Raw genomic sequence first — 21,548 nt, 5'->3', positions numbered from 1 at the left:
CCGAAGGCGAGGAGCGCAGCGAGCCGCGCGACCGCAGCCGACCGGGGCTTTCTGGGTGTCCGGAAAAGTGATTCAGTTCGCTCCGGGCAAGACATTTACTCCAGTCGAGACGACGAACAGGAACACCAGCAAACACAAACGACGTTCACGGCGCGTCTAGTTCTGCCGCGATTTATGGTCGCGCGAACCCAAATCCACACATGGAACTGGAGTTGCTCTCGGAGGACATCGTCCCGGAGTACGCGCGTGACGTGAAACAGGAGGCCCGCGAGTTCGCTCGCGAGCACATCGAGCCGAACGCCGAGGAGTGCTTCCGGGCGGGTGAGTACCCCTGGGAGATTCTGGAGGCGGGGATGGACGCCGGCCTCGTGGCCCAGGACATCGGCGAGGAGTACGGCGGGCGCGGCCTCGACGTCGTCCAGATGCTCGCGATCGCGGAGGAGTTCTACCGCGCGGACGCCGGCATCGCGCTGACGCTCCAGCTCGCGAGTTTCGGCGCGGAGATGATGGAGCAGTACGGCACCGACGAGCAGAAAGAACGATTCCTCCGGCCGGTCGCGGAAAACGACCAGATCACGGGGCTCGCGGTCTCCGAACCCGACGTCGGCTCCGACCTCGCGGGGATGGAGACCACTGCAGAGAAAGTCGACGCAGAGGACGGAGATGACGGGAGCGACGGGGACGGCGACTACGTCCTGAACGGTGAGAAGTACTGGATCGGGAACGGCGTCGAGGCGGACTGGGTGACGGTGTACGCGAAGACCGGGGACACCGACGACCGCTACATGAACTACTCGCTGTTCGCGGTGCCGACGGACACCGACGGCTATCACGCCGAGCACATCCCGGAGAAGATGGGCATGCGGGCGTCCAAGCAGGCACACATCGTCTTCGACGACTGCCGGGTCCCCGCGGAGAACCTCATCGGGACAGAGGGGGGCGGGTTCATGATGCTCGCCGACTTCTTCAACCACGGCCGCATCGTCGTGGGCGGGCACGGCCTCGGCCTCGCCAGCGCCGCCATCGAGGAGGCCTGGGAGTTCGTCCACGGGCGCGAGGAGTTCGGCCGCCACGTCGCGGACTTCCAGGCCGTCCAGCACGGCCTCGCGGACATGCGCACGGAGTTCGAGGCCGCCAGGTCGCTGAACTACCGCGCCGCCGAGCACGTCCGCGACCGCGAGAACCCGGGACTGTGGGCGGCGATGGCGAAGGTCAAATCCACGGAGACCGCCGTCGACTGCGCCGAGCGCGGGATGCAGTTCCACGGCGGCCGCTCGATCCTCGCAGACCGACGCATCGCGCGCGTCTACCGGGACGTCCGCATCCCGGTCATCTACGAGGGCGCGAACGAGATTCAGCGCAACCTCATCTACAGGCAAAGCGGCGAGCAGTAGCGAGGCGCTTGTCGGAAGACGCCTCGCGTCTTCCGGAAATCAGGCGACCAGTCGTGAGCCGGACGCCAGAAATCTCCGGTTTCCGGAAATCAAGTGAATGATAACGAACCTGACGCCACGAATAGCCGATTTTCGGGAGTTTAGAGAGTAGCGAGCGCTCGTCGAAATTTGCCGTTGGGCGGTAGATTACTACGGATGGAAACGACTGCACAGACGAGACTGCACAGTCGGTTTCGCTCAGGAAGTAGCGGGAGGTAGATTTGAACTACCGATCTCCGGGTTATGAGCCCGGCGGAATCTCCTGGCTATCCCATCCCGCTACCACATCGTAACCCGGTCCTTCAGTTAAGGGTTCTGATTCGGGCGCCGTGTGGTAATTCTCGGCTCGCTATCCCTCGAGTTCCTCGAGCAGTGTGTCGGCTGCAGCGGCGGACGATTCCGGGCCGCGACCCGTGATCAGGTCCCCGTCGACAGTGACGCTCGTGTCACTGTCGAGTTCCGCGTCCCAGTTCCCGCCCGCTTCGATGACCTCGTCCTCGACCAGGTACGGGAGCTTTCGACCGTTGGGCATCCGGTCGTCGTCGTCGACGATCTCGGCCTCCCACTCGTTCGGGAACCCGGTGGCGTCGCGGCCGGCGATCAGTGCGTCCCCGCTCTCGTCGCGCGTGAACGCGAGTATCCCGGCGGCGTGACACACCACGAGCGCTTTCCCGTCATCGCCCGCGACGGTGTTGCGGAGCAGTCGACGCGCGTCAGCGTCCTGGTTTATGTCCCACGCGGTACCGTGGCCGCCCGGGAACACCACCGCGTCGAACTCCTCGGCGTCGACGCGTGCGATGGGTTCCGGGTCGTTCAGTCGGTCGTCGGATTCGTGGACCTCACGAACGCGCGCTGCGGTCTCCTCGCCGACCTCGTCGGGGTCGATCGAGACATCGTCAATGACCGGCGGGCTGCCACTCGGCGTCGCCACGGTCACGTCGTACCCCTCGCTGTCGAGGGTCGTCAGTGGTTCGACGCACTCTTCTCCCCAGTAGCCTTCCTCGCTCACGACAAATAGTGCGGACGGCATACCCACTGATTGGACCGCCAGCCGGAAAAACAACGCACCGTCCGCGAGTTCCGCCGGCAATTCTCCCCGGGGTTCGCTACCACACCTCAGCGGGCGTCGCCGTGCTCGGCCCGCTCGGCGATGGCGCCCTATCTGTTGGCGCGCTCGCGGGCGATGGCAACCCTATCCGTCGCCGTGCTCGTCGACGATGACGACTTCGCCGTCCACGACGTCGACGTTGATGAGCGTCTTCACGTCCACGTCGCTGTCGTCGAGTTCGTTCGCGCCGGTCTTCTTGATGACCGCGACGACGTCCGCGACGTCCGCGCCGATGTGCTCGAGCGCGTCCGTGATGGCTCGCAGCGTGCCACCCGTCGACAGCACGTCGTCGAGGACGAGCACGCGGTCGCCCTCGTGGACGTCGTTGATGTACATCTCGTTCTCGGAGTAGCCAGTCTGCTGGCTGAGCGACACCTCGCCCTCGAGGCCGTACTCGCGCTTCCGGATGACGACCAGCGGAACGTCGGTCATCAGCGAGATGGCGGTGGAGATGTGGATGCCCATCGCGGCAGGCGTGACGATCTTGTCCACGTCCTCGAGTTCCGCCTTCCGAATGATGCGGATCGCTATCTCGCGGAGGAGCGCGGGTTCGAGTGTGGGGACACCGTCGCTGACGGGATGCACGAAGTAGTGGTAGCCGTCCTTCTCGATGATCGGCGCGTCGAGCAGGGACTGCTTGAGCCTATCCATGCCGGAAATACTCTCGCCGCGAATAAAAGGTGACGGAACGCGGGCGCTGCTCGAGCGAACGAGTGCGATTTGAGAACTGTTAAGCGCCGCCCGTGGCAGAACAAACTGTGCAACCGAATCCGGACTCCGTGGCAGTGGTGACGCTTGTCGCCCTGCCATTTCTCGCCGCCGCCGCCACGCCACTGGTGTTCCGGTGGCTCGGCGAACGGACGGCGTACTACGCCGCCACCGTGGCGCTCGCGTGCTTCGGGCTGACCGCGAGCCAGTACGGCGCCACCGGCACCGTCTCGTACGCGTGGGTGCCCGCGATGGACGTCTCGGTGCGGTTCTACGTCGACGGCCTCGCGCTTCTCGTCGGCTTCCTCGCGAGCGGCATCGGCGTCCTCGTGTTCACGTACTCCGCGGGCTACATGCACGGCGAACCAGGACAGGCGAAGTACTACACGACGCTGCTCGCGTTCCTCGGGTCGATGCTCGGCGTCGCGTTCGCCGCCGACCTGCTCGCGCTGTACGTGTTCTGGGAACTCACGAGTATCGCGTCGTTCATCCTCATCGGCCACTACACCGGCGAGCGCTCCTCGCGGTACGCCGCGCGAAAGTCGATGCTCATCACCGTCGGCGGTGGCCTGTTCATGCTCGCCGGCTTCCTGCTCGTGTGGAGTGCGACGGGCACCTTCGACCTCCACGCGCTCGTCACGCAACCCGAGCAGTACCGGGCGATGCTGCGGGACGCCGGCCTCCTGTTGCCCGCCGTCGCGCTCATCGGCGTCGGCGCAGCGGCCAAGTCCGCCCAGGTCCCACTCCACATCTGGCTGCCGAACGCGATGGAGGCGCCGACACCTGTCTCCGCGTTCCTCCACTCCGCGACGATGGTGAAAGCTGGCGTCTACCTCGTGGGGCGCTTCCGCCCGTTCCTGCTCACCGACGAGTGGACGCTGCTGTTCACTGTTCTCGGCCTGCTGACGATGACCGTCGCCGCCGTCCTCGCGGTGGCCTCGACGGACATCAAGGAACTGCTCGCGTACTCCACGGCGAGCCACCTCGGCCTCATCGTCGCCGGGTTCGGCTTCGCCTCCATCTACGGCGCCGAAACCGGCGCGTTCCACATCCTGAACCACGCGCTGTTCAAGGCGCCGCTGTTCCTGGTCGCCGGCATCATCGCCCACGAGGCCGGCACCAGGCGCATCGCAGACCTCGGCGGACTCGCTGACGACCTGCCCATCACCGCCGCGGTCGCCGTCGTCGCCAGCCTCGGAATGGCGGGCGTGCCGCCGTTCAACGGCTTCTACTCGAAGGAACTACTGTTCGAATCGGCGTGGCACGCCGCCGAACACGCGGGCGGTCTCGCGTGGCTCTACCCCGTCGTCGCGGTGCTCGGGAGCGTGTTCACGTTCCTCTACTCGATCCGCTTCCTGATGCTGTTCTTCGGCGAGAAACCCGACGCGCTCTCCCACGTCCACCGCCCGCCCGCGTCGATGTGGGCGCCAGCCGCGTTACTCGGGGCTCTCGCCGGCCTCGTCGGCCTCGGCGGCGTGCTCGCGACGCTCGGCGTCGCGCCCGCTCCCATCGACCACTTCGTCGCCACCGTCGTCGGCAGCGTCGCCGCCGAGTCGGTCCACGGCTTCCACTACTACGTGCCGACGCACCTCACGCCGGCGTTCGCGATGAGCCTCGTCACCATCGCGCTCGGCGTCGTCGCGTACCCGTTCTACGGCGCCATCCACGACGGCGTGAACGCGCTCCTCGCGGCCGTCCCGCCGCTGCGCGCGAACTGGTGGTACGACAGTGCAGTGTTCGGCGCGAACCCCGCGAGCGTGACCGTCACCGACACCGTCCAGAACGGGCTGCTCCGGACGTACGCCACCTGGACGCTGGGCGCGGCGGTCGCGCTCACGCTCGGCGGCTACGTGCTCGCGAACGTCGCGCCCGCCGTCGACACGGTGACGCTCGTCTCCGCCCCCATCGTGCTGGTGTTGCTGGTCGCCGTCGTCGCGGCGTTCGCGGTGAGCATCGCGCCCTCCCACATCGCTGGCGTGCTCACGCTCTCCATCCTCGGATTCATGGTCGCCATCTTCTACATTCTCGCGAGCGCGCCCGACCTCGCACTCACACAACTGGTGGTGGAGACGCTCACGCTCGTCATCTTCGTGCTCGTGCTCGACCGCCTGCCCGCGTTCTACGGCGAGATCAAGCGCTCGCGGGCGCTCAGGGACGGCGTGCTCTCCGTGCTCGTCGGTGCGACGGTGACACTCACCGTCCTCGTGACGACGCGGGCCACACCGGACAAATCCATCATGGAGTACTACGTCAGCGAATCCATCCCCCAGGGCGGCGGCGGAAACATCGTGAACGTCATCCTCGTCGACTTCCGTGGCTTCGACACGCTCGGCGAGATCTCGGTCATCGCGATGGCCGCGCTCTCCGTGTTGACACTCATCGGGATGCGCGAACGGGGTGAGGCGTCGTGACGACCACGGTCATCATGCGGACCGTGACCCGCGTGACCGTCCCCATCATCATCCTGGTCTCCGTGGCGCTGTTCCTGCAGGGCCACAACCAGCCGGGTGGCGGATTCATCGCGGGCGTGCTCACGTCGACTGCGTTCGCGCTGGTCTACATCGCGTACGGCCCCGAGTTCCTCGAGAACGACATCCTCGGCCGCGACGTCGACACCGCCATCGAGCACCTCCGGCACGGCGTCGTCGCCGACTACCGGCGGTTGTACGCCGCCGGCCTCACGCTCGCGGCGGGCAGCGGTCTCGCCGCGGTACTGTACGGCTACCTCTACACCGACTCCGGAATCCCGTTCATGTCCCAGAGCTACACCTTCGTCCACCTGCCGCTGTACGGCGAACTGGAAGTGGCGAGCGCGCTCGCCTTCGACCTCGGCGTCTACGCCGTGGTCGTCGGCGCGGTGCTCACGATCCTCTCGGTGGTGGGGGTCGAATGACGGCCGCTCAGTCGGCCGCCTGGACTGCAGCCACCGCCATCGCGCAGTCCGCTGCCGCGGGTCCCGAACTCGTACTCGCCGTGACACTCGGCGTGCTGTTCGCGCTCGGCACGTTCCTCGTGTTGCGCCGCGACGTCGTGCGCGTCGTCTGGGGAATCACCATCATCAGTCAGTCAGCGAACGTCTACCTCGTCACGATGGGCGACATCACGGGCGGCGTTCCGATTCTCGAGAAGGCCGGCCACCACGCCGCCCCGCACGGCCCCATCACGGACCCACTCCCGCAGGCGCTCGTGCTCACCGCCATCGTCATCGGCTTCGCGTCGACGGCGTTCGCGCTCGTGCTCACGTACCGCGTCTACGAGGAACACGGCACCATCGACGCCGACGAACTCGCCGACGCTGGAGAGGTGGTCCGATGACCCAGCACGTCGTCGTCGCACCGCTCCTGATCGCGCTCTCGACGGCCATCATCTGCCTGCTCGCGCGCCGCAGCCTCCGCGTGCAGCGGGCAGTGAGCGTCGTCGGCGTCTTCGCGTACGCCGGCGCAGTCGGCCTGCTCGTGCTCCGCGTGCTCCCCGACGCCACGCTCACGTACAACGTCGGCGGGTGGCCCGCGCCGTTCGCCATCGTCGCCGTCGCCGACGCGCTCTCAGTGTTCATGCTGTGTCTCGCCGCCGTGCTCGCCGTCCCGTCGCTGCTGTTCAGTCTCAGGTACGTCGGCGACTTCGGCGAGCAACTCACCTACCACCCGCTGTTCCACTTCATGCTCGCGGGCGTCACCGGCGCGTTCCTCACCAGCGACATCTTCAACCTGTTCGTCTGGTTCGAGGTGCTGTTGATGGCGAGTTACGTGCTCGTCGTGTTCTACGGGAACGCCGAGCAGACCCGCGTGACGCTGCGCTACCTCGTGCTCAACCTCGTCGGGAGCGCGGTGATGTTGCTCGCCATCGGCGGCATCTACGCCACCACGGGCACGCTCAACATGGCCGACCTGGCGGTGCGCATCGCCAACCCCGCCGAGTACGGCGTCTCGCTCGCGCCCGTCCTGGGCCTCTCGATGCTCCTGTTCACCGTGTTCGCGGTGAAGGCCGGCATCGCGCCGTTCCAGTGGTGGGTGCCCGCCACGTATCGCGCCGCCCCCGCGCCCGTCACGGCGATGCTCGCGGGCGTCGTGAAGAAGGTCGGCGTCTACGCGCTGATACGGCTCTACTTCACGGTGTTCGCCGCGGCGGAGTTCGACGCGCTCGCCGGACTCCCGTGGGGTGACGGCTCCGCGCTCGCGTACTTCGGTCCCGTCGTTCTCGCGATGGCCGCGCTCAGCATCGGCTTCGGCGGCCTCGGCGCCATCGGCCAGGACACCATCGAGGGGCTGCTGGCGTACTCCTCCATCGGCCAGGTCGGGTTCATCGTGTTGCCCCTCGCGGTCGGCGCGCTCGTCACTCCCGAACTCGTTCCCGGCGTCCGCCACCTCGCCATCGTCGCGTCGCTCGTGTACGCGCTGAACCACACGCTCTCGAAGGGACTGCTGTTCCTGGTCGCTGGCACCATCCGGGACGCCACGGGAACCACCCGATTCAGCGAACTCGGCGGTGTGGCCCGCGAACAACCCGTCGTCGCGGGCGCGTTCCTCGTCGGCGGCCTCGGCCTCGTCGGCGTCCCGCCGCTCTCCGGGTTCTTCGGGAAACTGCTGGTCTTCCAGTCCGCGGTCAACGCGAACGCCTGGCTCCCGCTCGCGCTCGCACTCGGCGGCGCGATTCTCACCGTCGCGTACGTCTCCCGCGCGTGGAACCGCGGCTTCTGGGGTGACCCCTCCCCCGCCGTCGAGACCGCGGCGCCGACCGACCGCGTGCAGGTCGGTCTCGTCGTGGCGCTCGCGCTCGCGGTGATACTCGTCGGTGTCGGCTTCCAGCCCGTCTTCGAGTTCGCCGGGCACGCCGCCGACGCCGCACTCGACCGCGGGCAGTACGTCGACGCCGTCCTCCCGGACGGCGGCGCGGCGAGCGGAGGTGGGCACGCGTGAACGTGCGCCGCTGGCCGCTGGTCGCGCTCACGCTCGCGGTGCTGTGGCTGTTCGTGCGCGGCGTCGATCTGACGCTCCGGAACGTCGCCCAGGAACTGCTCATCGGCCTCGTGCTCGGGTTCGCCGTCGCCGCGCTGTTCCGGCGGCTGTTCTCCGGCCGAATGGACCTCGGGCGCGCGCTCCGCGCGACCCCGTACGTGGCGCTGTACTTCGTGGTGTTCGTCTGGGACCTCGTCACCGCGAACGTCGACGTCGCCGCGCGCGTGCTCGCGCCGAGCATGCCCATCGACCCCGACGTCGTGGAGATTCCGCTTCGCGTCGAGACGCCCTTTGCCATCACCACCATCGCCAACAGCATCACGCTCACGCCAGGCACGCTCACCATGGACTACGACGACGACACCAACACGCTGTTCGTGCACGCCATGAACGCCCCCGACCGCGACGCCATCATCGACCCGATCCGTCGCTGGGAGGAGTACGCGCTCGTCATCTTCGACGAAGAGCGCAAACCCGGCGACCCCGTTCCCGAACCGAGAAGCGATGGGGATCCGGAGTCCGGGGGTGAGAGCGATGAGTAACGTCCTCGACCTCGTCACCATGGGCGGCCTCGTGCTCGCGAGTTTCCTCACGCTGCTGTGTGGCTACCGCGTCATCCGCGGGCCGACGGTGCCCGACCGCGTGGTCGCACTCGACACCATCGCGACGAACGTGGTCGCCATCGCCATCCTGTTCGCCATCAGTACTGGCGAGAGCCTCTACATCACCGTGGCGCTAGTGCTCGCCATCATCGGATTCATCAGCACCGTCACCGTCGCCAAGTACGTCGTGGAGGGGGACATCATCCAATGACGCCGACCGAACTGCTCACCGCCGGACTCGTCGTCGTCGGGAGTTTCTTCCTGCTCGTCGGCACGGTGGGACTGCTCCGCCTGCCGGACGTGTACAACCGCATGCACGCTACGTCGAAAGCGACGACGCTCGGCGCGGCCTCGATGTTCCTCGCGGGCTACGTCCGCTTCGGCCCCGGAAACATGGGACTGCCGTCGCTCGTCGGTATCGTCTTCCTGTTCCTCACGGCGCCGACCGGCGCACACATGATCTCGCGGTCGGCGCACAAGATGGGCATCGACTTCTACGGCAGCGCGACCTGGCCGGCCGAAGACGACGAGGAGTGACTCTCGGTCTGCTCACCGTCCGTCCACCCACGTTCTTCACCGTCCACTCGCGCCCACTCACCGTCCATTCGCGCTCGTTCACCATCTGTTCGCGCTCGTTCGCCGCGTTCACTCCGCGAGCGGGTAGCGCTCAACCGTCTCGAAGCGCGGGAACCGCGAGTTTTTCGCAACTGCGATGAGTTCGACTTCGGTGACGCGCATCGACGGCGCCGACAGCGTTCGGTCGTCCTCCAGCCAACTGAGGAGTTCGTCGTATTCCTGGTCGCTCCGGAACTGCGCGAGCGTCGCGTGCGGGACGAACCCTTCGTCGCGGTCGTGGACCTCCACGCCGTCGATGCCACACGCCCGGTCGTTCAGGTCGGCGAACGCGCCGCCGTCGGCCACCGCCGCGAACACGACGCTCGGGAAGAGGTCGAGCCGCGGGAACGACACCTCGAAGGAGTCGACGCCCGCGAACGCCTCGCGTGCATCCGCGGCGATGCGCTCCTCGTCCGCGGGCGAGAACCGTCGGTCGCTCCCGACGTTCCCCGCGAGCGTCACTGTCACGTGGAGATATCGCTCGGGGACGGTTGCGAGACAGTCGAATCCCGAAAGGTCGTCGAGCGTCGGACGGAGCGACTCCTGGACCGCGTCGTCGGTGACGCGCGCGAGGAAGACGAGGTGACGGTCTACGTCTCGCTCCTCGACGTCCGCGTCCGTCGTCGTCTCCAGTGTCATCCCGTCGCGTTCTCTCCAGAACCCGGGCACGTCCCGACCAACGAGTGTCAGGATAGTAAATTTTCCTGCAAGCGTTCCCCAGGCGAGCGGTAGTACTGACAAGCATCGCCGCGCGTAGCGCGGCGTTTTCCGCGCGAACGCAGTGAGCGCGGGCCGACGACTGACCGGAGGGAAGGAGGAGTGCTTTTTCCGCAAGTTTTTGCCAGCGAGCGGCCGAAGGCCGCGAGCGCAGCAAAAAGTGCCTAGTAGAACTCTCGAACGAGGTCCGTCGCCCCGTCGGGGGCGCCGTCCGGGATGTCGGCCATGTTCTCGGTGACGCCGTGGGCTTCGTGGTAGGGCACGGAGTCGTCGTTCTGGTAGAGGACGCCCATGTACTCCTTGTCGGCGTCGAGGATGGCGTCCTTGGCCTGGTCGTAGTCGTGGCGGTCGTAGTCGTCGTCCTCGGAGAGGTCGACGAGGCTGTCCCGGAAGTAGTCGTAGGTGTCGACGTCGTTGAACGTGACACACGGGCTGAACGTGTTCACGAGGCTGAAGCCGTCGTGTTCGATGGCTTCCTGGACGATTTCCGTGTGGCGCATCGCGTCCGAGGAGAAACTCTGTGCGATGAACGACCCGCCTGCGGCGAGCGAGAGCGCGAGCGGGTTGACGGGCTGTTGCTTGGACCCTTCGGGCGTCGTGGACGTCTCGAAGTCGGGCCGACTGGTCGGGGAGGCCTGCCCCTTGGTGAGGCCGTAGATGCGGTTGTCCATGACGACGTACGTGATGTCGACGTTCCGGCGAACGGCGTGGATGAAGTGGCCGGCGCCGATGGAGTAGCCGTCGCCGTCGCCGCCAGCGACCATCACTTCGAGGTCGGGGTTGGCGAGTTTGACGCCGGTGCCGACCGGGAGCGCGCGACCGTGGACGCCGTGGAGCGCGTACGAGCGCATGTACGTCCCGATCTTCCCGGAGCAACCGATGCCCGCGACGACGAACGTGTCGTCCGGGGAGTTGCCGGTTTGGGCGAGTGCTTTCATCATGCCGTTCATCGTGCCGAAGTCCCCACAGCCGGGACACCACGTGGGTTGTTTGTCGGACTTGAAGTCGGTGAATCGGACGTTCTCTGAGCTCATGCTAGGGTCTCCTTGATGTCGGCGGCGAGTTCGTCCGCCTTGAAGTCGACGCCGTCGTACTTGTTCACGCGTTTGACGCGGTCGAGGACGTCGTGTTCGACGACGTCCGCGAACTGGCCGGTGGCGTTAGCCTCGACGACGAGCACGTCGTCGGCGGCCTCCACGTCATCCGAGAGGTCGGGACGTGGGAAGATGTACGGCACCGAGAGGACGCGCACGTCGACGCCGTCGTCTTCGAGATAGTCGAGGGCTTCGACGAGCGTTCCCTCGTTCGACCCCCACGAGATGACGAGGTTGTCGGCCTCGGGGTCACCGAACTCGCGGTAGTCGAAGTCCTCCTGTTCTTCCGCGGTGTCGACCTTCTGGTAGCGCTTGTCGACCTGTTCGACGCGGACGTCCGTGTCCTCGGTGCGGCGGCCGAGTTCGTCGTGCTCGAGGCCGGTGGACATGTGGACGCCGCCCTCGGTGCCGGGGAGCGCGCGCGGACTCACGCCGTCGGCGGTGACGGCGTGGGGTTTGAACTGGTCTTTCTCGTTCTGCCACGCGGAGATGTCGCCTTCGTCGACGATCTTCCCGCGGTCGACCTCGACCTCGTCCATGTCGAACTCGCCGGGTTCGTAGGTCTGCTCGGTGACCGCGAGCGAGAGGTCGGCGGTGAGGTAGACGGGTAGCTGGTACTTCTCGGCGAGGTTGAACGCCTCGACGGTCTTGTGGAAGCACTCCGCGACCGTCGTGGGCGCGACGATGAACCGCGGAATCTCGCCGTGGCCGCCGTACAGCATCATGTTCAGGTCGCCCTGCTCCTGTTTCGTCGGCATCCCCGTGGAGGGACCCGAGCGCATCACGTTCGCGACGACCAGGGGCGTCTCGCTGGTGGCGACGAGGCCGAACGTCTCGGACATCAGGTCGATGCCGGGGCCGGACGTCGCGGTCATCGCGCGAGCGCCGGCGCGGGCGGCGCCGAGCGCCAGGTTGATGGCGGCGAGTTCGTCCTCGGCCTGGACGACGTGTCCGCCGAACTGCTCGATGCGGCCGGTGAGGTACTCCATCACGTCGGTCGCGGGCGTGATGGGGTAGCCGGCGTAGAACCGACAGCCGGCGGCGATGGCGCCCATGCCGATGGCTTCGTCGCCGTTCAACAGGACGTAGTCCTCGTCGGTCGTCTCGAGTTCGTACTGCTGGGTGACGTCGGTGTACTCGTCTTCGACGTACTCCTCGCCGAGGCGCGCGGCCTCCTTGTTGTTGTTGACGATGCTCTCACCCTTCCCACCGAAGCGCTTCTCGAGTGACTCGTCGAGATTCTCGATGGGGAAGTCGGCGACGGCACAGACGGCGCCCAGCGCAACGATGTTGCGCATGATGGCGCCGCCGGCGTCCTCGGCCAGCGACTTGAGCGGGACGTCGAGGGCCGTCACGTTTTCGGGCGCCTCGAAGTCAGAGAACTCCGTGCGGTCACCATCGTAGATGATGATGGAGCCCTCGTGGAGTTCGTCGAGGTTCTCGTCGACAGTGCGCTCGGTGAGCGCGATGAGGATGTCGAGTCGGTCGACCACGCTCTGGACGCGGTCGACGGACGTTCGGACCTTGTAGGCCGTGTAGCCACCCCGGATGCGGGACGCGAAGTCCTTCGAGGTGAAGACGTGCCTGCCGGCGCGCGAGAGCGCCTGTGCGAAGATCTTGCCGGTCGAGGCGATTCCATCGCCGGCCTCCCCGCCGATGGCCCAGTTCAGGTCGTCGTGCATGTGTCCGGGAGTAGCCGCGCCCCCAGCAAAAAGGCTTCTGAAGCGGGGTATTCCGTCGAAACTCGATGTCTGGTCGCACATCGCCATGGAATTTGACGTTCGGTCAGTTCGTCGATGAACTCCGCCGTTGGAAGTCGGTTCCTCCGCCTACTACCGCCCGTACGTCTATTCGTAACGGTAGCGGGACGCGGGCGGCAGTCCATTCGTAGCGGGACGCGGGAGGCAACCCATTTGAACGCCGGTCGTGAACCCACCGGTATGGACGAGACACCCGTGGTGGTGCGAGCGGTTCGGAACGTCGGCCCGGAAACGGTCGCCGTGGAGTTCGAAACGCCCGAGGGCTTTGCCGCCGAACCGGGACAGTTCGTGCAGGTGCTCGGCGAGTTCGAAGGCGAGGAGGAAGGACGATTCTACACGCTCTCGTCGCCCACCACCGAGAGAACCTTCGAGATAACGGTGGGCGTCGACCCGGAGGGGACCCTCGGACCGTGGCTCGCCGACCGTGAACCCGGCGACGAGGTGCGCGTGTCGGGACCGTTCGGCGACGACTACTACGAGGGCGAGGACGCCGTCCTCCTGCTCGCCGGCGGTCCAGGCGTCGGCCCGGCGGTCGGCATCGCGGAGCGCGCGCTCGGCGAGGGAAAGGACGTCGCGCTCGTCTACCAGGACGACGACCCAGTCCACGAGGACCGCCTCGGCGCGCTCGCGGCAGGCGGCGCCCGCGTGGTCGTCGTCACCGGCAACCTCCGGGACGCCATCGAGGCCGTCGCCGGTCACAGCCCGGGGCTGCCGTTCGTCTACGGGTTCGCTGGCTTCTGCGAGGACGCCGTGGCCGCCCTGGAAGGACTCGGCTACGACGCGGGCGAGGCGAAAGTCGAGAGTTTCGGCCCCGCGCCCTGACCGACACACGGGCTCCGAGCCCGCGACCAAAACCGACTTGCTCGCCGGCGTTTTGCGTGTACCTCGTGCCCATCAGCGTCCGCTCCCGGCGCGCAGTTGACCGGCGAATCGAGAAGTTGCGCGAGCGTTACGGCGAGTTCCCCCTCCACGAGGTGACCGTCGAGAACGACCCCGAATTCTTCGAGCACGGCCGCGAGTTCTTCGAGGTGGGCGGCCGCGGCGGCGCGGGTGCTCGCGTGACGGACGACGAACGCGTGCTTCTCATACGTCACCCGAACGCTCCCGACACGTGGACGTTTCCGGGCGGCGGACACGAACCCGGCGAGACGTTCGCGGAGACTGCACGCCGCGAAGTGTGGGAGGAGACGGGCGTCGACTGCGATATCTCGGGCGTCTGGCAGGTCGTCCGCAAGCGGTTCGTCCACGCAGAGGACCCGGAGCGCCGGGGTTACCTCCTCTCCGTGTTCTTCAGAGCCGAATACGCCGGCGGTCGGGCGGGCCGCTACCCGGAGCGCTGGGACGACGACGCCGACGAGGAGATTCTCGGTGTCTCGTGGTTCGACGACCCGCCCGAGAACGCGTGGTCGTTCGTCACTGACCCCGACACCGCTGAGTCGAACCCTGACGAGTGAGACCTGTGTCGTGCGTCGTCGGCCAAACGAACTAAATCGAATGCCTGTATTGCCAAAAGCGTGTTCCGCGGTGGGGATACAGACCGCGTCGATGACCAACTCGACCGGTTACGGCGTGAGTACGGGGAGTTCGACGTCGTCGCCGAGGAGACGGTGGTCCCTCGGGCGATGTACACTGACTGCCTGCGAGAGGCGTCGTCCGAAGCGCTGGGTGGCGCTCGCGCGTTCGTCCGGAGCGCGAACGACGGTGCCGTCGCGTTCCTACGGTACGCACACGACGCCGAGGTCTGGGATTTCCCCGGCGGTTCGACCGAGCGCGACGAGACGCTCGCGGAGACGGCGGTCCGCCACGCCCGCGTGGATGCCGGCGTGAACTGTGAGATTACGGGCATCTCCCGCGTGCTCCGCGAGACGTTCGTACTCGTCGCCGGGGGTGACGGCGTCACCGGCCTCTGGGTGTTCTTCGACGCGGAAACAGACGACGACCTCTCGCCGGGCGGGGACGTACTGGAGGCCGCGTGGTTCGAACCGGGAAGCGCCCCCGAGGCGGTCGACCCACACGTCGCCTCGCAACTCGGCGGAAAATCATCAGAGTAGTGAAGGCGGCGTCGGTCCGAGCACCAGGGCAGCTATCGGTCAGTGCTCTACGAACTCCACGAGCGCGCCGCCAGTCGACTTCGGGTGGAGGAACGCCACGTCGTGGCCCCACGCGCCGCCCCTCGGCTCCTCGTCGATGAGTTCGACACCGGCTCCTCGGGCCGTCTCGAGTGCCACCTCGATGTCCTCGGTGGCGAGCGCGACGTGGTGGATGCCGCCGCCCGACTCCTCGAGGTAGCGGCCGATCGTCGTCCCGTCGTCGACGGGTTCGAGTAGTTCGAAGTAGCTTCCCTCGCCGAGTTCGAGGAACACGACGCGGAGGCCGTCGAACGTCTCCTCGTGGGCGACCGGGGCGTCGAACAGTTCGGTGTACAGGTCCGCGAGTTCCGCGGCGTCTGTCGTGGCGACGCCGACGTGGTCCACGCGCATACCCGACCCGTCGGCGTCTGCGGTCATAGTTCCACGGGAACTGGTCAGTACGCCTACCCGGGTGGCGGGAGTACGTTCCACGCATGCCCGACGACAAGCGCGGCCGCGAGGAGAGTGGGAAGAACAAGCGCGAGTGGGAACAGCGGAAGGACCAGGAGCGGGACCGCGAATCACAGGACGAGGCGGAACCGCCTGCGGAGGCGGACAACGAGGAAGAGGACGAGGAGGACTAGAAGAGCCAGCCGAACGAAGCAGAAGAGCGAGGGCGCTGGCAGCGAGTCGTAGTCAGAGCGCCGCGCCGGGTTCGTACTCGCCGTACACGTCCCGGAGCGTGTTGCATATCTCGCCGACCGTGGCGTACGCCTTCACGGCGTCCACGATGTACGGCAGCAGGTTCTCGTCGGTGGTCGCGGCGTCCTCGAGGGCCGCCAGGGCGGCTTCGACTGCCTCGTCGTCGCGGTCTGCCTTCACGTCCTCGAGGCCGCGAATCTTCCGGCGTTCGTCCTCCTCGGTGACCTCCTCGATGTCCACCTCGCTCTCCTCGTCGACCTCGAACTCGTTCACGCCGACGATGACGCGGTCGCCGGACTCGACCTCCTGCTGGCGCTCGAAGGCGGTGTCCTGGATCTGGCGCTGTACCCACTGATTCTCGACGGCTTCCCGCATCCCGCCTTTCTCCGCGACGTCGTCCAGGAGGTCCTGGGCCTCCGCTTCGATCTCGTCCGTGAGCGACTCCACGTAGTAGCTACCGGCCAGCGGGTCGATGGTGTCGGCCGCACCGGACTCGTGGGCGAGAATCTGCTGGGTGCGCAGGGCGGTGCGAACGGAGTCCTCCGTGGGGATCGAGAGCGCCTCGTCTTTCCCGTTCGTGTGGAGGCTCTGGGTGCCACCGAGCACCGCGGCGAGGGCCTGGTACGCGACGCGGACGATGTTGTTGTCTATCTGCTGGGCGGTGAGCGTCGACCCCGCGGTCTGGGTGTGGAACTTCAACTGCTTGGACTTCGGGTTCTCGGCGTCGAAGCGTTCCTCCATTATCTGAGTCCACATGCGGCGGGCGGCGCGGAACTTCGCGACCTCCTCGAAGATGTTGTTGTGGGCGTTGAAGAAGAAGGACAACTGGGGCGCGAACTCGTCCACGTCGAGGCCCGCGTCGAGTGCGGTCTCCACGTACTCGATGCCGTCGCCGAGCGTGAACGCGACTTCCTGGGCAGCCGTCGAGCCGGCCTCCCGGATGTGGTAGCCCGAGATGGAGATGGTGTTGAACTTCGGCGTCTCCTCGGCGCAGAACTCGAAAATGTCCGTGATGATGCGCATCGAGGGCTCGGGCGGGAAGATGTACGTGTTCCGCGCGATGTACTCCTTCAGGATGTCGTTCTGGATGGTCCCCCGGAGTTCTTCGCGGTCGACGCCCTGCTTGTCGCCGACTGCGATGTACATCGCGAGCAGCACCGACGCGGGCGCGTTGATGGTCATCGAAGTCGATACCTCGTCCAGTGGGATGCCGCCGAAGACGGTCTCCATGTCCGCGAGCGTGTCGATAGCGACCCCGGACTTCCCGACCTCGCCGGCGGCCATCGCGGCGTCCGAATCGTACCCCATCTGGGTGGGCAGGTCGAACGCCATAGAGAGGCCGGTCTGGCCCTGGTCGAGCAGGTAGTGGAAGCGCTCGTTGGTCTCGTCGGGGTTCCCGAAGCCCGCGTACTGTCGCATCGTCCACAGCCGACCGCGATACATCGTCGGGTAGACGCCGCGCGTGTACGGGTTTTCGCCGGGGAATCCGAGGTCTTCGTCGTAGTCGGTGTCCGCGACGTCCTCGGGCGTGTACAGACGGTCGACGGTCTGCCCGCCGGTGTCCGTCGTGAACTCCTCCTTGCGCTCCCCGAAGCGGTCGAGTGTAGGCGAGAGCGACTCCTCCTCCCACTCCTCGCGCGCCTCGCGAATCTCCGCGAGGTCCTCGTCGTCGTACATGCCTCAACCGAGGCAGTTGTTCGCCTTAAGGATTGTACGTTCCGCAGTGACCGACCGCTCCGGCGAGGGCGCTCGCGCGCGAGTTACCCACACTCCGGTCGGCGCGGCGCCGGTCAGCGGCGCCCGGTATCGTACTTGTACGTCGCGCTATCCGGGTCGATGCCGAAGTCCTCGGCGCTTTCCTCGGGTTCGCTGCCGTTCTCGTCGTCGGCGTCGGCGAACCGCTGGCGGAGTCTGTCGGGGACCTCGAACGCCGAGAAGTCGAGGCGGAACGGAACCGCATCCGGGCGGTTCTCGCGCACGGCGTCGAGTCGCTCGGGAAGCGGGTCGGGGAGGTCGCTCTCCTCGACGCGCTCGAAGCCGAGTTGGTGGAGGTAGTCACCCTCCTCGGCGAGCGCGTACCCTGTCTCGAACTCCTGGTCGCGCGCGAGTTCGACGAGTCGCTCGAGGATGTGCGCGCCGACGCCCTGGTCGCGCCACCCGCCGAACACCCCGACGTTCGCGAACTCGCAGACCGGCGGGTCGCTCGTGTGGACGCGGAGGCGCCCGAATCCGGCGCGCTTTCTGGACTGCTCGTCGACGGCAAAGACGTAGTCTCGCGACCGGAACGACGGGTCCTCGAACTGGAACTCCTCGAGGCGATCCAACAACCACACCTCCTCGTGTTTCTTCGCGCCCCGGACGTACATGACGAGTGAACCTACGCCCCCGCACGGAAAAGCATTTGCGGGGGTTCGACGACCGACGGGTTACCGATGGCCGGCACCCCCACGAAACAGGGGAACGGCGTTCTACCGGGCAGAGAACTTAGGTGCGTTGCAGGCCAACGTTGCGTATGGACGCTCCACGGCAACTCCAGTCCGCCGCGAACGAACACGACGACGTCACGATCACACGCCGCGACTACGACGACGAGAACGTCATCGTCGTCGACTTCGGTCCCGACGTCCACGCGTCGGTCGACGTCGTCGGGGACACCGTCATCGTCGTCGCGGGCGACCAGCAGTACGAGTTCGAGCGCCCCCCGGAGGCGACCGATATCACCACCAACGACGGGATGCTGGAGATCAGGGAGTAGTTCCGACTGGCCTGCCCGCAGGAACGGTCCGCGAATCTCGCCCGCCGACCGCTGCGAAACTACTTTGTCCCGCACGCAAGAGGTGCCACGTATGGATTCCCTCGACGAGGTGGACGAACTCGTCCACCGACCGAGCCAGGAGTTCGTCGAGTCCACGAACGTCTGGCAGTTCATGCAGGCGTACGGTATCGACGACTACGACGAACTCATCGAACGAACGACGAGCGAAATGGCCGACATCGACGCGTCCGGCGTGGACTGGTTCTGGCGCGAACTCCCGGACTACCTCGGCCTCGAGTTCTACGAGGACCCGGACGCCGTCCGCGACAACTCCGAGGGGCCACAGTTCACGGACTGGTACCCCGGCGGCACGCTGAACGTCGCGCACAACACCGTCGACCGGCACGCCCGCGTCGACGCGGGAACCCGGAACCACGTCGCGTGCATCTGGGAGGGCGAGGACGGCGAGGTCCGCCAGCAGACCTACCACGACCTCCACCGCCAGTCCAACCAGGTTGCCAACGCCCTCGCGGAGCGCGGCATCGGGAAGGGCGACACCGTCGGCCTCTACATGCCGATGGTGCCCGAGGTCCAGAGCATCCTCTACGGCGTCTTCAAGGCCGGCGCAATCGCCGTCCCCATCTTCTCCGGGTTCGGCGTGGACGCCACCGCCACCCGCATCGAGGACAGCGAGTGTTCGGTGCTGTTCACGGGCGACGGCTTCTACCGGCGCGGCAGCGAGGTCACACTCAAAGAGACCGCCGACGAGGCCATCGAGCAGGCCGGCCACGTCGAGCACACCATCGTCTTCGACCGGCTAGGTGCCAGCGACCCCGACGCAGACCTCGACATCCCGTGGGACGACGGCCGCGACGAGTGGTGGGCCGACGCCGTCGAATCCCAGGACGACGAGTTCGAGACCCTGGAGATGGACGCCAGCGACCCCTGTATGCTGCTGTACTCCTCGGGGACCACGGGGAAGCCCAAGGGCATCGTACACACGCACGCCGGCACGCTCGTCCAGCCAGCCAAGGAAATCCACTTCGGGTTCGACCAGAAACCCGGCGACCGCTTCTTCTGGGTGAGCGACATCGGGTGGATGATGGGTCCGTGGACGCTCGTCGGCAACCACGCGTTCGGCGGCACCATCGTGATGTACGAGGGCGCCCCCGACCACCCCGAACCCGACCGCTTCTGGGAGATGATCGACCGCCACGGCGTCACCCAGTTCGGCATCTCACCGACCGCCATCCGAGCACTCCGGAAGTACGGCGACGAGTGGCTGGAGGGCCACGACCTCTCCAGCCTTCGCCTGCTCGGTTCGACGGGTGAACCCTGGGACCCCGAGTCCTGGCAGTGGTTCTACGAGCACGTCGGCAACTCCGAAGCCCCCATCATCAACATCAGTGGGGGCACCGAGGTGTTCGGCTGCTTCCTCATGCCGATGCCCATCCAGTCGCTCAAACCCTGCACGCTCGGCGGCCCCGGCCTCGGCATGGACATCGACATCGTCGACGAGGACGGCCAGTCCATCAAAGACGAACACGAGCGCGGCTATCTGGTCGCGCGGGACTCCTGCCCGTCGATGACCCGAAGCCTCTGGAGCGGCGACGAGCGCTACCTCGAGGAGTACTGGTCGCGCTTCGAGGACACCTGGAACCACGGCGACTGGGCGCAGATGGACGACGATGGCTTCTGGTTCCTCCACGGCCGCGCCGACGACGCCATCAACGTCGCCGGCCGGAAGGTCGGCCCCGCCGAAGTCGAGGGCGCGCTCATCGACCACGAGGCCGTCAACCAGGCCGCCGCGGTCGGCGTCCCCGACGACACCACGGGCGAAGCCGTCGTCACCTACGTCATTCTCGGCGACAGTCACGCTCCCTCGGACGCGCTCAGGGAGGCACTCCGCGAGCACGTCGGCGCAGAACTCGGAAAGCCGTTCCGCCCGCGAGAAATCCTGTTCGTCGACGAGTTCCCGAAGACCCAGTCCGGGAAGATCATCCGCCGCGCCATCGAGGGCGCGTACACCGGCGAGGACATCGGCGACCTCTCCAGCATCGAGAACCCGGACGCGCTCGCGAGGCTGAAGGAAGCCCGGTAGCCCGCCGCCCGGACACGGAAAAAGACCGACTACAGCAACGCGGGGAGGCGCTCGGGGTAGATCGACGCTCCCGACTCGAACGCCGAAACCGGCTTCCACACCGCTCGACTCGTTCCCGACTCGCGCTGTAACTCGAACGCGTCGAGTTCGTACGGCCACTGTTCGACGAACTGCGTCTCGTAGCAGAACGCGATCTCGTGGTGCGGGTCGCCGTCGTATTCGAACGCCCGCTCGAGCACCGCGAGGCGGTCGCCGACGTCGACGCCGATGGTGAGTTGTTCGTCGAACTCTCGACGGAGCGCGTCGCGGCTGTACTCTCCGAATCCGACCTTCGCCGCGAACGGCCGGAACGACGTTCCGTCGTCGCACTCCGTGACGAGCACCTCCTCGTCGCGTCGAACCACCCCGAGTGCGACCTCCCGGATGGCGCGCTGCTCGGTCATCGTCTCGAAGCACGTCGAACGAGAACCTAAGTATGCAGACGCTAACGGCCCGAACAGCCCCACCCGCGACTCGACCAGGTCACGCCAGCGCGTCGAGTAGGCCAGTGGGCCGGAGCGTCTCCCCGTACTTCCGGAAGTCGTCGAGATGCAACCAGGCGACACGCGTCGACTCACCCGTCGCTGGGTCGTAGACCGTGAACCCGGACTCCCGGTGGAGCCAGCGCCCCGTGGTCTCCGCGTCGAACACGCGCTCGCCGTCGAACGTCCCCAGCAGCGCCACGTCCGCGAGTTCGACGTCGAGTCTGTCGCGGAACACGCGAAACACCGCTTCCCGTGCGTCCTCGCTCGACCGGACTGTCGTGCCAAACGGGCGGAACACCCGCTCGCCAGCGTCTGCGTCGAACGACTCCTCGACTAGCACTTCGTCGTCACGACGAACCACGGCGCTGGCGAGCGGCATAGATGCCGACTGACCCGCGTCGGCGG

The 21,548-nt window shown here is 66.8% G+C and carries 24 protein-coding genes and 1 tRNA gene; 14 read left to right on the top strand and 11 right to left on the bottom strand.

The window, feature by feature from the left end; translation table 11 throughout:
- The first annotated feature begins 206 nt into the window (after positions 1 to 206).
- The gene (locus tag LT970_RS03390) at positions 207 to 1,394 is read left to right on the top strand and encodes an acyl-CoA dehydrogenase family protein (protein WP_232688676.1); all 1,188 of its coding nucleotides are present in this window, start codon (positions 207 to 209) and stop codon (positions 1,392 to 1,394) included.
- A gap of 245 nt (positions 1,395 to 1,639) precedes the next feature.
- On the opposite strand, the gene LT970_RS03385 is transcribed toward LT970_RS03390, so the two are convergent.
- From LT970_RS03385 to hpt, 3 genes are all read right to left on the bottom strand, one after another.
- Positions 1,640 to 1,714: transfer RNA gene (locus tag LT970_RS03385), tRNA-Met, on the bottom strand.
- A 68-nt stretch (positions 1,715 to 1,782) separates the two neighbouring features.
- Positions 1,783 to 2,463: a type 1 glutamine amidotransferase domain-containing protein gene (locus LT970_RS03380; protein WP_232687559.1), complete on the bottom strand. Its 681-nt coding sequence runs from the start codon at positions 2,461 to 2,463 to the stop codon at positions 1,783 to 1,785.
- Between the two features lie 162 nt (positions 2,464 to 2,625).
- The gene (gene hpt / locus LT970_RS03375; RefSeq protein WP_232687558.1) at positions 2,626 to 3,192 is read right to left on the bottom strand and encodes a hypoxanthine/guanine phosphoribosyltransferase; all 567 of its coding nucleotides are present in this window, start codon (positions 3,190 to 3,192) and stop codon (positions 2,626 to 2,628) included.
- Positions 3,193 to 3,299: 107 nt separating this feature from the next.
- Here hpt and mbhE point away from each other — a divergent pair, with 107 nt between their 5' ends.
- Genes mbhE through mnhG form a run of 7 tightly spaced genes read left to right on the top strand, consistent with a single transcriptional unit; the run spans position 3,300 to position 9,343 of the window.
- The gene (gene mbhE, locus LT970_RS03370; protein WP_232687557.1) at positions 3,300 to 5,660 is read left to right on the top strand and encodes a hydrogen gas-evolving membrane-bound hydrogenase subunit E; all 2,361 of its coding nucleotides are present in this window, start codon (positions 3,300 to 3,302) and stop codon (positions 5,658 to 5,660) included.
- Between the two features lie 14 nt (positions 5,661 to 5,674).
- Entirely contained in the window at positions 5,675 to 6,142 is a 468-nt protein-coding gene (locus LT970_RS03365; RefSeq protein WP_232688675.1) for an MnhB domain-containing protein, read from the top strand.
- Positions 6,139 to 6,564, top strand: a complete 426-nt coding sequence (locus LT970_RS03360; RefSeq protein ID WP_232687556.1) for a sodium:proton antiporter — start codon at positions 6,139 to 6,141, stop codon at positions 6,562 to 6,564. The genes LT970_RS03365 and LT970_RS03360 overlap by 4 nt, the downstream gene beginning before the upstream one ends.
- On the top strand, positions 6,561 to 8,165 hold the full coding sequence (locus LT970_RS03355; protein ID WP_232687555.1) for a complex I subunit 5 family protein: 1,605 nt from the start codon (positions 6,561 to 6,563) through the stop codon (positions 8,163 to 8,165). Before LT970_RS03360 ends, LT970_RS03355 begins: the two co-directional genes overlap by 4 nt.
- Before the next feature lie 2 nt (positions 8,166 to 8,167).
- Positions 8,168 to 8,746: a Na+/H+ antiporter subunit E gene (locus tag LT970_RS03350; protein ID WP_232688674.1), complete on the top strand. Its 579-nt coding sequence runs from the start codon at positions 8,168 to 8,170 to the stop codon at positions 8,744 to 8,746.
- Entirely contained in the window at positions 8,739 to 9,017 is a 279-nt protein-coding gene (locus tag LT970_RS03345) for an MrpF/PhaF family protein (RefSeq protein ID WP_232687554.1), read from the top strand. Before LT970_RS03350 ends, LT970_RS03345 begins: the two co-directional genes overlap by 8 nt.
- Positions 9,014 to 9,343: a monovalent cation/H(+) antiporter subunit G gene (mnhG, locus tag LT970_RS03340; RefSeq protein ID WP_232687553.1), complete on the top strand. Its 330-nt coding sequence runs from the start codon at positions 9,014 to 9,016 to the stop codon at positions 9,341 to 9,343. The genes LT970_RS03345 and mnhG overlap by 4 nt, the downstream gene beginning before the upstream one ends.
- A gap of 108 nt (positions 9,344 to 9,451) precedes the next feature.
- Here the strand turns inward: mnhG and LT970_RS03335 are convergent, their stop codons facing one another.
- The 3 genes from LT970_RS03335 to LT970_RS03325 form a co-directional block, all read right to left on the bottom strand.
- The gene (locus tag LT970_RS03335) at positions 9,452 to 10,090 is read right to left on the bottom strand and encodes a 2'-5' RNA ligase family protein (RefSeq protein ID WP_232687552.1); all 639 of its coding nucleotides are present in this window, start codon (positions 10,088 to 10,090) and stop codon (positions 9,452 to 9,454) included.
- A gap of 212 nt (positions 10,091 to 10,302) precedes the next feature.
- The gene (locus LT970_RS03330; protein WP_232687551.1) at positions 10,303 to 11,172 is read right to left on the bottom strand and encodes a 2-oxoacid:ferredoxin oxidoreductase subunit beta; all 870 of its coding nucleotides are present in this window, start codon (positions 11,170 to 11,172) and stop codon (positions 10,303 to 10,305) included.
- Positions 11,169 to 12,914: a 2-oxoacid:acceptor oxidoreductase subunit alpha gene (locus LT970_RS03325; RefSeq protein ID WP_232687550.1), complete on the bottom strand. Its 1,746-nt coding sequence runs from the start codon at positions 12,912 to 12,914 to the stop codon at positions 11,169 to 11,171. The genes LT970_RS03330 and LT970_RS03325 overlap by 4 nt, the downstream gene beginning before the upstream one ends.
- Before the next feature lie 258 nt (positions 12,915 to 13,172).
- Here LT970_RS03325 and LT970_RS03320 point away from each other — a divergent pair, with 258 nt between their 5' ends.
- The 3 genes from LT970_RS03320 to LT970_RS03310 all read left to right on the top strand — a co-directional run bounded on the left by LT970_RS03320 (position 13,173) and on the right by LT970_RS03310 (position 15,043).
- On the top strand, positions 13,173 to 13,814 hold the full coding sequence (locus tag LT970_RS03320; RefSeq protein WP_232687549.1) for an FAD-dependent oxidoreductase: 642 nt from the start codon (positions 13,173 to 13,175) through the stop codon (positions 13,812 to 13,814).
- A gap of 65 nt (positions 13,815 to 13,879) precedes the next feature.
- Positions 13,880 to 14,446, top strand: coding sequence for an NUDIX domain-containing protein (locus LT970_RS03315; protein WP_232687548.1), 567 nt, complete (start codon positions 13,880 to 13,882; stop codon positions 14,444 to 14,446).
- 60 nt (positions 14,447 to 14,506) lie between these two features.
- Entirely contained in the window at positions 14,507 to 15,043 is a 537-nt protein-coding gene (locus tag LT970_RS03310) for an NUDIX hydrolase (protein ID WP_232687547.1), read from the top strand.
- 39 nt (positions 15,044 to 15,082) lie between these two features.
- Here LT970_RS03310 and mce read toward each other — a convergent pair whose 3' ends face one another.
- Complete coding sequence (mce, locus tag LT970_RS03305; RefSeq protein ID WP_232688673.1) at positions 15,083 to 15,472, bottom strand: methylmalonyl-CoA epimerase; 390 nt, start codon at positions 15,470 to 15,472, stop codon at positions 15,083 to 15,085.
- An 83-nt stretch (positions 15,473 to 15,555) separates the two neighbouring features.
- Here mce and LT970_RS03300 point away from each other — a divergent pair, with 83 nt between their 5' ends.
- The gene (locus LT970_RS03300; protein WP_232687546.1) at positions 15,556 to 15,705 is read left to right on the top strand and encodes a hypothetical protein; all 150 of its coding nucleotides are present in this window, start codon (positions 15,556 to 15,558) and stop codon (positions 15,703 to 15,705) included.
- A 52-nt stretch (positions 15,706 to 15,757) separates the two neighbouring features.
- Here LT970_RS03300 and LT970_RS03295 read toward each other — a convergent pair whose 3' ends face one another.
- Positions 15,758 to 17,440 (bottom strand): acyl-CoA mutase large subunit family protein, encoded by a 1,683-nt coding sequence (locus tag LT970_RS03295; protein ID WP_232687545.1) that lies wholly within the window; start codon positions 17,438 to 17,440, stop codon positions 15,758 to 15,760.
- A 113-nt stretch (positions 17,441 to 17,553) separates the two neighbouring features.
- Positions 17,554 to 18,129, bottom strand: a complete 576-nt coding sequence (locus LT970_RS03290) for a GNAT family N-acetyltransferase (protein ID WP_232687544.1) — start codon at positions 18,127 to 18,129, stop codon at positions 17,554 to 17,556.
- Positions 18,130 to 18,275: 146 nt separating this feature from the next.
- Between LT970_RS03290 and LT970_RS03285 the strand changes: the two genes are divergently transcribed.
- Positions 18,276 to 18,518, top strand: a complete 243-nt coding sequence (locus LT970_RS03285; RefSeq protein ID WP_232687543.1) for a DUF7127 family protein — start codon at positions 18,276 to 18,278, stop codon at positions 18,516 to 18,518.
- A gap of 91 nt (positions 18,519 to 18,609) precedes the next feature.
- Entirely contained in the window at positions 18,610 to 20,619 is a 2,010-nt protein-coding gene (locus LT970_RS03280) for an AMP-binding protein (protein ID WP_232687542.1), read from the top strand.
- 29 nt (positions 20,620 to 20,648) lie between these two features.
- Here the strand turns inward: LT970_RS03280 and LT970_RS03275 are convergent, their stop codons facing one another.
- On the bottom strand, positions 20,649 to 21,062 hold the full coding sequence (locus LT970_RS03275) for an NUDIX hydrolase (RefSeq protein WP_232687541.1): 414 nt from the start codon (positions 21,060 to 21,062) through the stop codon (positions 20,649 to 20,651).
- 79 nt (positions 21,063 to 21,141) lie between these two features.
- Entirely contained in the window at positions 21,142 to 21,522 is a 381-nt protein-coding gene (locus LT970_RS03270; protein ID WP_232687540.1) for an NUDIX hydrolase, read from the bottom strand.
- Positions 21,523 to 21,548: the final 26 nt, after the last annotated feature.

The sequence above is a fragment of the Halobacterium zhouii genome, from assembly GCF_021249405.1.
Taxonomy (GTDB): Archaea; Halobacteriota; Halobacteria; order Halobacteriales; family Halobacteriaceae; genus Halobacterium; species Halobacterium zhouii.
This window is presented reverse-complemented; position numbering and strand designations above follow the sequence as displayed.

Coding starts and splice junctions, on each gene's coding strand:
- LT970_RS03285 (WP_232687543.1), top strand. CDS start 18,276: ATGGACGCTCCACGGCAACTCCAGTCCGCCGCGAACGAACACGACGAC.
- LT970_RS03290 (WP_232687544.1), bottom strand. CDS start 18,129: ATGTACGTCCGGGGCGCGAAGAAACACGAGGAGGTGTGGTTGTTGGAT.
- LT970_RS03355 (WP_232687555.1), top strand. CDS start 6,561: ATGACCCAGCACGTCGTCGTCGCACCGCTCCTGATCGCGCTCTCGACG.
- LT970_RS03360 (WP_232687556.1), top strand. CDS start 6,139: ATGACGGCCGCTCAGTCGGCCGCCTGGACTGCAGCCACCGCCATCGCG.
- LT970_RS03275 (WP_232687541.1), bottom strand. CDS start 21,062: ATGACCGAGCAGCGCGCCATCCGGGAGGTCGCACTCGGGGTGGTTCGA.
- LT970_RS03325 (WP_232687550.1), bottom strand. CDS start 12,914: ATGCACGACGACCTGAACTGGGCCATCGGCGGGGAGGCCGGCGATGGA.
- LT970_RS03295 (WP_232687545.1), bottom strand. CDS start 17,440: ATGTACGACGACGAGGACCTCGCGGAGATTCGCGAGGCGCGCGAGGAG.
- mnhG (WP_232687553.1), top strand. CDS start 9,014: ATGACGCCGACCGAACTGCTCACCGCCGGACTCGTCGTCGTCGGGAGT.
- hpt (WP_232687558.1), bottom strand. CDS start 3,192: ATGGATAGGCTCAAGCAGTCCCTGCTCGACGCGCCGATCATCGAGAAG.
- LT970_RS03300 (WP_232687546.1), top strand. CDS start 15,556: ATGCCCGACGACAAGCGCGGCCGCGAGGAGAGTGGGAAGAACAAGCGC.
- mce (WP_232688673.1), bottom strand. CDS start 15,472: ATGCGCGTGGACCACGTCGGCGTCGCCACGACAGACGCCGCGGAACTC.
- LT970_RS03320 (WP_232687549.1), top strand. CDS start 13,173: ATGGACGAGACACCCGTGGTGGTGCGAGCGGTTCGGAACGTCGGCCCG.
- LT970_RS03330 (WP_232687551.1), bottom strand. CDS start 11,172: ATGAGCTCAGAGAACGTCCGATTCACCGACTTCAAGTCCGACAAACAA.
- LT970_RS03380 (WP_232687559.1), bottom strand. CDS start 2,463: ATGCCGTCCGCACTATTTGTCGTGAGCGAGGAAGGCTACTGGGGAGAA.
- LT970_RS03345 (WP_232687554.1), top strand. CDS start 8,739: ATGAGTAACGTCCTCGACCTCGTCACCATGGGCGGCCTCGTGCTCGCG.
- LT970_RS03270 (WP_232687540.1), bottom strand. CDS start 21,522: ATGCCGCTCGCCAGCGCCGTGGTTCGTCGTGACGACGAAGTGCTAGTC.
- LT970_RS03280 (WP_232687542.1), top strand. CDS start 18,610: ATGGATTCCCTCGACGAGGTGGACGAACTCGTCCACCGACCGAGCCAG.
- LT970_RS03365 (WP_232688675.1), top strand. CDS start 5,675: ATGCGGACCGTGACCCGCGTGACCGTCCCCATCATCATCCTGGTCTCC.